Source organism: Vibrio sp. TBV020, assembly GCF_046056895.1.
GTDB lineage: Bacteria > Pseudomonadota > Gammaproteobacteria > Enterobacterales > Vibrionaceae > Vibrio.
This window is the reverse complement of record NZ_JBEEAQ010000003.1, coordinates 1,280,281-1,293,228: the sequence shown is the minus strand read 5'-3', so window position 1 is coordinate 1,293,228 and position 12,948 is coordinate 1,280,281. Positions and strand designations below refer to the sequence as shown.

Annotated in this window: 13 protein-coding genes and 1 tRNA gene; 4 read left to right on the top strand and 10 right to left on the bottom strand. The window is 44.2% G+C overall.

The genetic code is table 11. From position 1 onward, the window contains the following. The first annotated feature begins 87 nt into the window (after nucleotides 1–87). Genes AAFX28_RS13900 through AAFX28_RS13890 form a run of 3 tightly spaced genes read left to right on the top strand, consistent with a single transcriptional unit; the run spans nucleotide 88 to nucleotide 927 of the window. The gene (locus AAFX28_RS13900; protein ID WP_408688482.1) at nucleotides 88–393 is read left to right on the top strand and encodes a hypothetical protein; all 306 of its coding nucleotides are present in this window, start codon (nucleotides 88–90) and stop codon (nucleotides 391–393) included. A gap of 16 nt (nucleotides 394–409) precedes the next feature. Further along, nucleotides 410–745 carry a hypothetical protein gene (locus tag AAFX28_RS13895; RefSeq protein WP_408690933.1) on the top strand — a complete coding sequence of 112 codons (336 nt, stop codon included), beginning with the start codon at nucleotides 410–412 and terminating at the stop codon, nucleotides 743–745. Nucleotides 746–756: 11 nt separating this feature from the next. Then, the gene (locus AAFX28_RS13890) at nucleotides 757–927 is read left to right on the top strand and encodes a hypothetical protein (protein WP_408688481.1); all 171 of its coding nucleotides are present in this window, start codon (nucleotides 757–759) and stop codon (nucleotides 925–927) included. A 263-nt stretch (nucleotides 928–1,190) separates the two neighbouring features. Here AAFX28_RS13890 and AAFX28_RS13885 read toward each other — a convergent pair whose 3' ends face one another. The 4 genes from AAFX28_RS13885 to AAFX28_RS13870 all read right to left on the bottom strand — a co-directional run bounded on the left by AAFX28_RS13885 (nucleotide 1,191) and on the right by AAFX28_RS13870 (nucleotide 6,056). Then, nucleotides 1,191–2,411, bottom strand: a complete 1,221-nt coding sequence (locus AAFX28_RS13885; protein ID WP_408688480.1) for a tyrosine-type recombinase/integrase — start codon at nucleotides 2,409–2,411, stop codon at nucleotides 1,191–1,193. A 310-nt stretch (nucleotides 2,412–2,721) separates the two neighbouring features. After that, nucleotides 2,722–2,809: transfer RNA gene (locus AAFX28_RS13880), tRNA-Ser, on the bottom strand. Nucleotides 2,810–2,953: 144 nt separating this feature from the next. After that, entirely contained in the window at nucleotides 2,954–3,403 is a 450-nt protein-coding gene (locus tag AAFX28_RS13875) for an L-alanine exporter AlaE (RefSeq protein ID WP_408688479.1), read from the bottom strand. Nucleotides 3,404–3,626: 223 nt separating this feature from the next. Then, entirely contained in the window at nucleotides 3,627–6,056 is a 2,430-nt protein-coding gene (locus AAFX28_RS13870) for an ATP-binding protein (RefSeq protein WP_408688477.1), read from the bottom strand. Nucleotides 6,057–6,183: 127 nt separating this feature from the next. On the opposite strand from AAFX28_RS13870, the gene AAFX28_RS13865 reads away from it, so the two are divergent. Continuing rightward, entirely contained in the window at nucleotides 6,184–6,753 is a 570-nt protein-coding gene (locus AAFX28_RS13865; RefSeq protein ID WP_408688476.1) for a UPF0149 family protein, read from the top strand. Nucleotides 6,754–6,815: 62 nt separating this feature from the next. On the opposite strand, the gene AAFX28_RS13860 is transcribed toward AAFX28_RS13865, so the two are convergent. The 6 genes from AAFX28_RS13860 to tolA form a co-directional block, all read right to left on the bottom strand. Further along, nucleotides 6,816–7,853 carry a potassium channel family protein gene (locus AAFX28_RS13860; protein ID WP_408688474.1) on the bottom strand — a complete coding sequence of 346 codons (1,038 nt, stop codon included), beginning with the start codon at nucleotides 7,851–7,853 and terminating at the stop codon, nucleotides 6,816–6,818. 102 nt (nucleotides 7,854–7,955) lie between these two features. Next, entirely contained in the window at nucleotides 7,956–9,017 is a 1,062-nt protein-coding gene (gene nadA / locus AAFX28_RS13855) for a quinolinate synthase NadA (protein WP_408688472.1), read from the bottom strand. 138 nt (nucleotides 9,018–9,155) lie between these two features. Then, nucleotides 9,156–9,926 carry a tol-pal system protein YbgF gene (gene ybgF, locus AAFX28_RS13850; RefSeq protein WP_408688471.1) on the bottom strand — a complete coding sequence of 257 codons (771 nt, stop codon included), beginning with the start codon at nucleotides 9,924–9,926 and terminating at the stop codon, nucleotides 9,156–9,158. Nucleotides 9,927–9,940: 14 nt separating this feature from the next. Further along, entirely contained in the window at nucleotides 9,941–10,468 is a 528-nt protein-coding gene (pal, locus tag AAFX28_RS13845; protein ID WP_408688469.1) for a peptidoglycan-associated lipoprotein Pal, read from the bottom strand. Nucleotides 10,469–10,502: 34 nt separating this feature from the next. Beyond that, nucleotides 10,503–11,816 carry a Tol-Pal system beta propeller repeat protein TolB gene (gene tolB / locus AAFX28_RS13840; RefSeq protein ID WP_408690877.1) on the bottom strand — a complete coding sequence of 438 codons (1,314 nt, stop codon included), beginning with the start codon at nucleotides 11,814–11,816 and terminating at the stop codon, nucleotides 10,503–10,505. A 49-nt stretch (nucleotides 11,817–11,865) separates the two neighbouring features. After that, on the bottom strand, nucleotides 11,866–12,939 hold the full coding sequence (tolA, locus tag AAFX28_RS13835; protein WP_408688467.1) for a cell envelope integrity protein TolA: 1,074 nt from the start codon (nucleotides 12,937–12,939) through the stop codon (nucleotides 11,866–11,868). Nucleotides 12,940–12,948 lie beyond the last annotated feature (9 nt).

Here is a 12,948-nt window from a genome sequence, read left to right as displayed (position 1 = left end):
AGTGGGGTCATCAATACATGGCTAATGGAACCGAAGTTGAAGCGTGGTGTAAATTGCCAGTAAAGCTAAATAGTAAGGAATAAGAGAATGTCAGAGATTGAATACAACGTAATATCTGGAGCAGAGGTCAAGGCCGATGTTTACGGCGGGGATAACTGTGATGCGCATGCTCCTTACATAGAAACTTGGTGTGAAGGTGATATGGACACCAATACCAGCAAAGAAATTAGCTTTGATAGTAAGCGCTGGCCTGTAGGTACAAAGCTTGTTGTCCAAGTTCCCCAATGTCCTAGTCCAGATTGCCATGTAGATGCTGAATCCCAAGATAAAGACGGTAAATGTACTGAGTGTGGCTTTGACTGGAAGAATTGGGCTGAAGAGCAATATAGCTAACAAGTGGAGATTGATTTTGAATAGAACGGAAGCAAAAAGGCTTCTTGAAGAAGGGGTGATGCTTACGCACCCCTCTTTCACTTCTAGCGAATGGGTTAAGGGTCTTGGTCATGGAATGTATGAGTTCGAAGATGGCTGTCTTTGTGACGCTGACGAATTCTGGCGCATACGCTCTGACGAGGTATTCAGCAGAGACTGGAAGGTAAAGCCTGAACGTGGCATTACAGTCAATGTAGGTACTATAGGCCACGTTGATTTTGGCAAGACGACACTACAGGCCGCCATTAACTGCGCCATTGATGGTCGTCGTAACAAATCAGACCGCAAGCGTGATCGTTCTGGTCGCTGGTAAGGAGCAAATTGATGGACATAGCAGAGATTAGTCGAACTAATGATGGCATGGATGATGCAGCTCTTCTAAAGCTCAGAGAACGTGATGACATGCAGGATGAATCGGCATATCAAGAGTTCAGAGAGTGTTGCGCTGGGGATACAATAGAGCAGCTAGAGCAGTCGAACGCGCTTTGGATGTAGGTGTTTTGAAACGATGCGACAACTGCGAATATCAATATCGTTTCTCTAATGATGCCAGCGGTAATAAGTATTACTGCGAATGCAGCGAAGGTTGTGGTAACTCTTACAAAGTATCGCAAGTTGGTGAGGTTTGTACTGAATGCAACAAGGGAACAATGCAGCCGCAAGACGTTGACCCTTGGGAATAGAATTGTTGAGCGCTAAAGGCCAACAAGTCGAACTGGCCCTTCGACACAACAAAGGGGCGTAACGCCCCTTTTCTTTTATACCGCTAGTGAAACTTTAACAGCACTATTTTCAACAATGTGCTCACTCCACCATTCCATCATAGTTCTTCTTAAATCAAACCAATCAGATCGGTTATAGGCGCCACGAATACGATCGTCATCACCGTGTGCCAAAGCTGCTTCAATAACGTCACGATTAAATTCTGCTTCATTGAGCGTAGTCGAAGCCAAAGAGCGAAGGCCATGCGCACAAGTACGATCAACAAACCCCGCCCTTCTCAATGCACGGTTAAGTGTTTCTGAGTCTGTGTGCTTTGATGGAGCCCGCGCTGATGGAAATAAATGTTCTCGGTGGCCACTAACTGGCTTCACTGCTTCAAGTATAGAGATCAACTGATCAGTTAATGGTACGCGGTGATCACGTTCCATTTTCATTCGTTCAGCAGGAATGGTCCAAACCTTATTAACTAAATCTATCTCATCCCAACGCGCTGCAGCTGCTTCATTTGGTCGAACCATAGTGTGCAATTGAAACTCAAACAAACAACGAGTAACAAAGTACATATTGCTGGTGGACATTTTTTGCATGAGTTCAGGCAATTCACCTGGTGCTAATGCAGGAAGGTTTCTGGTTTTCGGTTTTTTAAACACCGCTGCAATGCCAGCTAATGGGTTGTGGTGAATAAGTCCGTAGTTAACTGCGAACGTCATAATAGAATTGAGCAATGCACAAGTGCGCTTAACCGTTTCAAGCTTACCTTGACGTTCAGGTTCGCGAAGTGCAGCAATTGCTTGCGGGGCAGTGATTTGAGTAACTGGAATGCTACCGAGTGCCGGGTAAACGTATTTTCTCAGTTTCTGAACGTGTCCATCTAACGTCTTGGTTTTAATAGAATCAGACTTGGACTCTAACCACATTTCAGCGATTCGCTCGAGTGAACTATTTTGCTCTTCAGAAAGAGTCGCTTTCTCTTGCTCACGCTGTAACTTTGGATCGACGCCTTCAGTTACTTGTCTGCGGAACTTGGCGCACATTTCACGCGCTTCTGCCAATGAATAAGTTGGATAAGGACCAACGCCCAAATTGGTCACCTTGCCAGTTGTCGGCTTGGTGTAACGAAATACCCAAGACTTAGATCCAGTCTTGCGTACAAACAAATATAAACCGCCACCATCTGACAGCTTATAGTCTTTGTCTTGTATGTCGGCAAGTTGTACGTGCCTTGCTGACAGCTTGTTTAAACTTCTGGGTGCCATAAAGTAACACATCCTACGGGTGGTCATAACTCTTGTGAAATCATGTGTTACTTTGGAATTTAAAGCCTTTTAAAACATAAACTTAAACGTAAATAACATGCGTATATAAGCTTAATTTTTGGAGCGTTTTAAAAAGTTTAGTGGTGCGAAAAGTAACACATGCTCTATCACTGAGTATAATGTGTTACTTTCTGTGTTACTAGTGGGGAGATAACAAGAAGTACATATAGTACAAAATGAACATGACGTTTATTAAAAAGCCTTAAATTTCAGAACTCTAGGGACATAATAAACGCCATATTATTAGATTTGGCGGTGAGTGAGAGATTCGAACTCTCGATACGTTGCCGTATACACACTTTCCAGGCGTGCTCCTTCAGCCACTCGGACAACTCACCGAATCAAATTGTGGTTGGTATCGTTAACCAACGAGGCGCTAATTTAATGATTCTATTAGGTTAGGTCAAGTCCAATACCTAAAAAAAGCGCTGTTGTTAGTTTGTTTGTACACTTACTAGCTAATTCGACCGAGATTGCACCAGTTACGCTTCTTGGTAGTAACCTGGGACGCGAAACCACTTACGGCACATATCTAAGAAATAGCCGTAAAGAACCCCCATGCCGCACGATACAACTGCGTTAGATGTAACTGCCGTAATGATTTGATCAGTCGATGCGCCAACAGTAAATAGAATCGCAGCATACACCGGAGATTGGAACAGCACGTAAGCCACAAGGTCAGAGATGTTCTTCATCACACCCGTGTTAGAAAGACGGGCACCTTGGCGCAGCACATAGTCACGGAACAGGCCGTAAGGGAAGGCAATCGCGATGTTAACTGGAATCGAAAGCGTTCGAGACGCTAAAGATTGTTCAAAAGTCATACCTGAGATAAAAATCTCAATGATCATTCCAGAAATAAAGCAAAAAACTACCATCGCAAACGTATCAGCCGCAGCATTACGAATACAAAAAGGCCCACGAGACTTCATTCTTACCTCAAGATAAAAAACTATAAAATTAAAGAGTCAACAAAACATACCTCTACAACCAATCGTAATGACCAGTTGATAAGGCTATTAAATCATTAAAATTATAGTTTTAGATTTCAAAGTTAAAACGAAGTGGTAAATAAACAACTAGAATAGGTAATAAAGTTAGATATTTACGCTGGTTATATTGATTTTGTTTAAAAAACAACCACCATGGCGTAATTTAATTACAGTAATCTTTTACTTGTACAGTAAGTACGTCAAGTTCATCTTGGTGAGGGAACTCTCCAGATGCAAGGCAACGCTCAATAACAGTGAGGTTTTCAATGAGTGCTGGTGATTGAGTACTATCTAATTGCCGCTGTATTTGAGCAAAACTTTCACGAGCATAGAGTAGGTTTTCATTTTCAATCGCCATGAAGAACATCATCAGTGGTTCTTCAAGCTCTATATCTCCGTTGTACTGCGTGTTTAACAAGTGGGGTTTGAATTGATAGAGCAGCTCGGAGTGGCTAAGCAAGCTATCATCAAGCTCGGTTTCATCTACAGGTTTGGAGATAATGTAGTTTACCCCCGCCCCTAGCATTCGTTGCCATGTATCTTTAAATACATCTGCAGTACAGCCAATGATCAACACGTTAGACTTTTCATCGCTTAGTCCACGAATAACCGCCGTCGCCTCTACGCCATCCATCACTGGCATGTGATTGTCCATCAGAACTAGGTCATACTCTCCTGTTCTTATGGCATGTACAGCAAGTTCCCCGTTTTCAACACAATCACAAGAGAAGCCCTTATTGGTCATAAAAGTATTGAGAATAGTGGAATTGGTTCGATTGTCTTCTACGATGAGTGCTTTTAAGCCGTGATAGTCGAGTTTCTTATGCTCGGTATATTCAGCAAAGATGGCTTCGCTAATGTCCATCTGTAAGGCAACTTCAAAGCTAGAACCGATACTAACCTCACTCGTGAGCTTAATATCCCCTTCCATTAAGTCACACAGCTGTTTGACGATGGCTAGCCCAAGACCAGTCCCTCCAAACCGGCGAGTCGTGGAAGATGCAGCCTGTTCGAATGGATTGAAGATTTTATCTTGCGCTTCTTTGTTGATCCCAATCCCCGTGTCTCTCACTTGAATGATTAAGAAGTTGCATCCATTCCTAACTTCTTCTTTGAAGCTCACCTCGACATAGCCTCGAGAGGTAAATTTCACTGCGTTATTGAGGAGATTAAAAAGAATCTGTCTGAGTCTGGCTTTGTCACATTGATACCATCGCCCCTCTGGTACATCAGAGTAGACTTTAAACTGTAATCCTTTCTCAGAGCAGAGCGTGTAGTAAACACTGTTGATACTGCCAATGATCGCTTCTAATGGGAAAGGTGCTCTTTCCAACTCTAAATGGCCTTGCTCAACCTTCGAGAAATCAAGAATCTCGTTCAGCAAGGTCATCATATGTTCGCCAGACTCATAAAGCGTTTTCATGTGCTTACGCTGTTCGGAGGTAAGATCCGTTTTTAGCAAAATTTGCGCAGTACCCAATACGCCGTTCATCGGTGTTCTGATCTCATGAGACAGCGTCGCTAAGAAGGCACTTTTCGCTTTAGTCGATGCTTGAGCCTTCACCTTTTCTTCTTCTAGGTAAACGGTCTTCTGATTGAAAGAGTCGATTAGGTACTTTATTTCGTCATTACTGTTGTAGGCGAACTGAATACTCCCGCCTTCTTTCGATTCTTGAACACTTCTGGCAATGACAGCAATCGGAGAGATTAAAAAGCGGTTGATAAGGAAATAACCCAACATTACAAAGATCAGCATGATAGGGACAATAACTGCCTCAACTTTCGAGACAACATCATACACTTGCTCAGCAACCAAGCGCTTGGCATTCACGACATCTACGCTCCAATTAAAGTCACCAAACGTATGCTTACTGATGTAGATGTTCTCAGCTAGTTGGAAGTTATATTCGGTAATCACATCACCGTAACCATCTCGTAAGATCACACCGAGATCGTATTCTTCTGCGTGGAGGCGAACAAAATCAACCAAAGATTCAAGGGAGATATCGACTGTCGCAACACCAGCAAAGACCCCGTCGATATAGTATGGAGAAGAGGCGGTGATCATTTGAATGTGCGTGAAAGGATCGATGTATACCGGAGACCAAGAGATAGTGCCTTGAGGCTTTTCAACAACAGAGGTGTACCAAGACTCTTTGTCATAGCCACCTGACGCAGGATTATCCCAAGAATAGACCCTATCCACTTGTCCGTCGTTGGCACGATTAAAGAACAGGCTACTGAATGCCCTACTTTCATCAATCGAATACGGTACAGGCCACAAACCACCACTGACGGTAATATCATCAATAAGCAAAAACAGTTTACGAAGCAGATATGCTTGATGTTCTTGTGACTCGCCAGTGCTCCCGATGCTGACAACACCTTGCAAGATGCCTAATGATTTATTAAGAGGTTCTTTAATCTGAGTCGAGATAAGTTCTGTACGTAATTCAAGATTTTTTTCGAGTTGGGCACGCGTAGGCGGCTCCACCACCAAATAGGTAATGGTACCAATTAAACCTATCGCCACAGCCAAATAAATCGCTAAGGCAATGATACTCTTTCGTTTTAGTGACGAGCGTATATCCATAAATCTTTGAATTTTTGCTGTTTATTAAAAATTATAGCGAATATATCAATGCAGCAACCTTTTTCTCTCATGTGTTGGCTGTTACCATTGCCTCATCACAAGTCCTGACTGTAATAGGGTGTCTATTTTGACTTTACAACAACTGCTGTCATTGCCAGAGCTAGAAAACAAATTGATCAACGAAGCTAAGACTCACGGCTTTGTCACTGCGATGGCTGCTGCGCCGCATGTACTGCCGCCCGAAGAGTGGCTACCGTTCCTTTGGGGTGGTGAAGAAGTTGCACCATTTAGTGACGGCGAACAGCTAGAAACCTACATTGAACTGATCATTGCGCTTTGGAATCAATACCGCCCTGCTCTACTTGATAACCAGTGGGTGTGGCCTGAAGGTTGTGCATTAGACGAAGAAGATATTGTAACCGCACAGACACGTGATTTCTGTGAAGGCTTACTTCAAGGTTGGCAGCTTGCAAGAGATGATTGGGAAACCATCATGCCTGAAAACACTGAAGACAGCGCGCTACTTGGCGGCGTTATTTTGTCAGTGAGCATGCTGTATGATCCTGAAACATCAATTGCAACTCTAGCAGAGCAAGGTATCGAAGGGTTAGAGCAGTTTGAAGAGATCTTCAATGCAATGCCAACAATGTTGTGCGGCTTAACGATGCGCGGCGTAACATTAGCAGAGCAAAAATAATAGACTCTACAAAACAAAGAGCTCGCAGGGTAACTGCGAGCTCTTTTTGTTTTTTCAGGAGATTAATTGGCGATCTTCGACCAATCAAAATCATCGATTCGCTCATCAGCGATGTAGAATACCTTCGCACCCGGTGGGATATCACGCTCTAACTCTGGATTGAGTTCGATTCCCTGGCCAATATCAAAGGCGATTAAGGTTGCCTGATACTCTTTCTTCATAAAGTGAAACGCCGCTTCAACCGTCACCTTGTTGAGGTTCTCTGGGTAGGTCGTCGAGTACTGAGTCATACCTCTTGTTGAGGCTAATAACTCTTGGTGAAGTGCACTAGAGCCAGGGTCAACCGCCGCTTTCGCTAACATCTCAGCACCAACCGCCGGAATACATTCTGCATTAGGACAATGCTGGTTCAGAAGGTTGCTGAGAGCTTCATCTTTGAAATATGCCAGTAAGTGAGCCGTTGGGTTGATGTTAGCACTGTAGAGAGCCGCAGAGAGCGTAATATCATCTTCAAGATTATCGACAACAATACAGCTCGCTTTATCAATAGCTGCTTTTTCCATCTCTTGAGCATCGGTGTAGCTGTTAACCTTTACGAAACCGATCTGCCCAGGTAACGGGTTTTCGATGTCTGAACGACTACATAATACGATCGGGCGTTTACCCTCTTCCTCATGCTGCAACATACGAATCAAATGCATCGTGCGTTGACCGTTCCAACCTAGTAGTAATATGTGATTTTCCACACCAACTCTCCGTTTACCTAATATACCTGCACGCCAATACTCGACGGCTCCAGTTGCTAAGCGACCAATCAACGCCGCAAACAGTGTCAACCCACCTGGGATAACAAATAGAATCACAACCCACTTCCCCATTGCCGTTTCGGGCGAATGGTCCCCATAGCCGACTGTCGAAGCCGTTACCATCAGGAAGTAAATAAAGGTCGAGAGATCATGAGTAAGTGAATGCTCACCACTACTGGCTAGCAATGACCAAGAAAGCGCAATATAAGCAAGAACTAATAAGGCTAGATTGCGGTTGCTGAGGCTAAACAGATGGGAGTTCAGCCACTTTTTAAATGATAACCAAAGCGTCATAACACTCCTTATTAATGCACTGTGTTTGTATTTAAGCTCAATGAAAGGAATAAAAAAACCAGCCGAATATGGCTGGTTTTAAGAACTGTGATAGCAATCTATTTATGCATTGCCTTTAACTTGCATATTTAGCTGCTCAGCAAAATCTAACATTCTGTTAAGTGGAATCAGTGACTTAACACGAAGCGCTTCATCTACAAAGATTTCGTGCTCTTTACCGCCTTCACGCAGTGCTGCTTCAATCGCTTTTAGACCGTTCATTGCCATCCAAGGACAGTGCGCACAGCTACGACAAGTTGCACCCGCACCCGCTGTTGGCGCTTCAATCAGCTCTTTTTCAGGAACAAGCTGCTGCATTTTGAAGAAGATGCCCTTGTCTGTTGCAACAATCATTTGCTGATGCGGTAATTCTTTTGCTGCTTTGATTAGCTGGCTAGTAGAACCGACAGCATCTGCAAGTTCAACAACACTAGCTGGTGATTCTGGATGAACCAAAATTGCCGCGTCTGGGTAGACAGACTTCATCTTACGTAGAGCGTCAGCTGAGAACTCATCATGAACGATACACTCACCTTGCCACAGTAGCATGTCTGCGCCAGTTTTATTTGAGATGTATGAACCTAGGTGACGGTCAGGGCCCCAAATAATTGGTTTATCTTCCGCATCTAGGTGTTCAACAATCTCTAGTGCGATACTAGATGTTACAACCCAGTCAGCGCGTGCTTTGACTGCCGCCGATGTGTTGGCATAAACAACAACGGTGTGATCTGGATGCGCATCACAAAACTCTGAGAACTTGTCTGCCGGACAACCAAGGTCCAATGAACACTCTGCTTCTAGTGTAGGCATTAGAATGCGTTTTTCTGGGGTCAGGATCTTAGCTGACTCACCCATAAAACGAACGCCACCAATGATCAACGTGCTCGCTGGGTGACGATTACCAAACTTGGCCATTTCAAGAGAGTCACCCACAAAACCACCCGTTTCTTCAGCCAGTGCTTGAATCTCAGGATCGGTGTAATAGTGGGCAATCAAAACCGCGTCTTTCTCTTTCAGAAGCTTTTTAATGTTTGCGGTGTACGCTTGTTTTTCTTCTTCTGACAGTGGAACCGGTTTTGGTGGGAATGGGTAAACTGTATCGATTGTATCTAATATGTGGCTCATTGCTCTTGCGCTACGCTACTTCCAGTAATCCGAGTATTGTAACCCCAACGACGACGTAGATTCCAGTTTCGGAACAAATTAGATACTCAATAAAAAAGGAGCACTGAGTGCTCCTTTACATTTATGATTGAAACGCGCTTATAGACGTTCTTGAGCTAGTTTAGCTGAAGCGCTATTTGGATACTCGCTAACTACCTGTTGGTAATATTTTTTTGCTTGTTCTGCGTTATTATTACGCTGAGCAATATCACCAAGTTTTACGAGTGAATCAGCACGTTTATTGGAATCTTTATAAGCCACTACCGCTGCAAAGCTCTTCACCGCTTCTTTATCTTGCTTCTTAGCAAAATAAAGTTGGCCTAACCAGTAATGAGAGTTAGGTGTAAACGTTGAATCTGGGTAGTCCTTTTGGAACTGCTGAAACGCAGCAATTGCGCCTGTGTAGTCACGCTTTTTCAGAATCAAGTCGACAGAGTTTTGGTAGGCTGTTTGCTCATCAACATTTGAGCTAAATGTACCACCCGTTTGTTTCTCTGATGTCGCTGTTTCTGTTTTTGGTGCTGGCGTAGTCGCTTGACTGCGAACTTTGTCCAATTCAATGAACAGTTCACGCTGACGCTGCAACATCTGCTGCATGTCATAGGTGCTTTTCTCTAGTTGACCGCGTAGTTCGCTAATCTCTAGAGCCATATCGTCTAACTGCTGCTGCATTTGCAACTGTACACGATTACGGTTTTCCAATAGGCGCTCTAAGCGCTGGACATCAGATTCGCTTCCACGAACTGACGATGAAGAAGTGGCAGTATTGCTACCGCTTAGATCGGATACTGGAGCTGGTGCAGCGAGCACATTGCCCGCTGCACTTGCCAGTAACGTAAGCGTAACAACGCGCTTTAGGTTACTGAACATAGACTAATCCTTGATTAGTACACTAGAACTGCGCGGCGGTTCTTAGCGTATACATCTTCTGATTGACCTAGAAGAAGTGGTTTCTCTTCACCGTAGCTAACGATAGAGATTTGATCAGCCTGAACACCTAGAGCTTGTAGGTATTTAGCAACTGCAGTTGCACGACGCTCGCCTAGTGCGATGTTGTACTCAGGAGTACCACGCTCATCAGCGTGACCTTCGATAGTTACTTGAAGGTCTGCGTTTTTGCTTAGGTATGCAGCGTGAGCAGCTAGCATTGCTTCGTAGTCACCCGCGATTGTAGCGTTGTCGAAAGCAAAGTAGATAGTTTGAGTTTCGCGTAGTGCTTGCTCTTTTAGCTCTTGCTCAGATAGTTGACCGTTTGCATCGATTGGTGAAACAACCGTGTTATCAACTGTTTGAGTTTGGTTAGTTTCAGTTGAACCTGACGCGTTTGCTGCATCATCGCTCGAACTACATGCTGTAACGGCTAAAACTGGTAGCGCAATTAGAAGCCCTTTAAGAACCTTGTTTAGTTGCATTGTTATCGTTTCCTTTATTATTGATACTTACTCGCTACAAGAACGGTGACCATGCTGGCGCACGAACTCGTCCATTTGTTGCTGGTAATCTTGCTTTAAAGCGCCCGTCAATGGACACCATTGAAAGAACATTTGTCTTGTTATAGATCGAGCTATAAATGACCATACCGCCATTCGGCGCAATACTTGGTGATTCGTCGAGCAGCGTCTTCGTTAGCGTCTGCATCGCACCAGTTTCTAAATCAAGCTTCGCAAGATTGAAACCTGAGTTACTGCGATTCACCATAACTAGGAAGCGGCCATCAGGTGTAATTTGTCCACCTAAGTTTTGACTACCCTGCCAAGTTATACGGTTAGTCGAACCGTTTGCCAAATCTACTTGATAAATCTGAGGTTTACCACCCCGATCCGACGTAAAGATCAGAGATTTTCCATCAGGATGCCAAAATGGTTCCGTATTGTTCGATCGTCCACGAGTGATTTGGGCCAGTTTACGCGTATTAAGGTCTAACGTATAAACCTGCAGACTACCCGTTTTTGACAATACTAATGCCAGTTTACTGCCATCTGGAGAGAATCTTGGCGCACCGTTATGACGAGGGTATGACGTTACTTTTTCACGCTCACCGGTATAGATGTTCATGATAAAGATTTCAGCCTGACCATTTTGGAAACTTACATATGCCAGTTTCTTACCATCAGGTGACCATGCTGGCGACATCAGTGGTTGTTTTGAACGCAATACCAAACGCTCGTTATAACCGTCATAGTCTGATACCCGAAGCTGGTATGGGAACTGATCTTTATCATTCACCACAACATAAGCGATACGAGTTAAGAAAGCTCCCTTTTCGCCTGTTAACGCCTCATAAACAAGATCTGAAATGCGGTGAGCGTATTCTCTTAAACGCTTGCCCGGTACGGTTGCACGCTTATTAAAGATGACGTGATCTTTCGATAGCACCAATTGACCATCGTCACTCAGTGCTTTGCTTTGGCCCTGAGTTAGCTGACCACGAACCACATCAACAAGCTGGTAATTGATCACATAGTTACCTTCAGCATTTTGGCTGATTGAACCTGTGACAAGTGCATCAACCCCAAGACCAGTCCAGGCACTGAAATCGACTTCAGATTCGCTGTATGGTGTTTGGGGCATTTTACTTGTCGCAACAGGGCTAAATTTACCGCTGCGCTGTAGATCTGATGCGATAACTTTCGACACATCTTCAGGAAGCTGAGTATTGCCTTCCCACTTAAATGGAACGATAGCGATTGGACGAGCCGAATCGATACCATCTGTAATTACCAATTCCAACGCCGCATTCGCCGTTTGGAATATGCTCATCATAGTGAGCACACATCCTATTATTAGTCGCTTTAACACAAGCTTTTCCTTATAACTCAGGTACTACAGTTAGGTTGATATTCTTAATCTTATTGACCACCTCTGGGTCTTTAGGCAACGGAAAGCTGTTCACTTGAGCCACAGCGCGCTTGGTCGCGGCACACAGTCGACTATCACCACCTAAAACAGAAAGATTACCAACAATTGCGTCTGCTCCGGTTGGGATTAGACGCAAGTTAACTCGGCAAGACTTTCCCCTAAAGCTGTCCTCCAGCAATAAGTTCTGTTGAATCAGTTGGGTATAAATAGCACCGTAACGATCTGCTTCGCTAGTGACGTGGCTTGAACGAGCAGAAGTATTCGCTTCTGATTCCGATTCAAGACCCGCAAAGATATCGTTTAGAGCGGCTTCTTGCTCTTTACGTTCACGCTCTAGACGTTCTAGGCGCTCTTTCTCTTTACGTGCTTTCTCAGCGGCCTCTTTTGCGGCTTTCTCTTTTGCTATGCGCTCTTTTTCTGCTTTTTCGGCAGCTTCACGTTCACGTCGAGCTTTCTCTTCAGCAGCCTTCGCCGCTTTTTCTCGCTCAACCCGTTCTTGTTCCGCTTTCGCAATCGCCGCTTCTTTGGCTAAACGTTCTTGCTCAGCTTTTTTAATCGCTTGTTCTTTCGCTTTACGCTCAGCTTCTAGCTTTGCAACTCGCTCTTTTTCTTTCTTAGCGCGTTGCTCTTCCGCTTTACGTTCCTTTTCTTTAGCGATGCGCTGTTTCTCGGCTTCACGAGCCGCTTTAGCTTCACGAGCTTGCTGCTCTTTTAGCTTACGAATACGCTCTTCTTCAGCTTTGCGATTTTTTTCAAGCTGTTCGCTTTCACGGCGTAGCTTATCTAAACGGTCTTGCTCTTTCTTAGCCGCTTGTTCACGCTGACTACGAATTTGCTGGGCTTGTTGACGTACTAATGCAGGGTCAATCACAACAGCCTGAACCACTCGCCCAACAGGCTCTGGTTTTGACATTGTGAAGTCCGTTCCCCATATCAACGCAACGATTAAAAGTGCATGCAAAGCAGCCGATATTGCTATCGGCTTTTTGTAATCACTTTTCTTCTTGTTGTTCTTCTCTTTCATGAATGACTA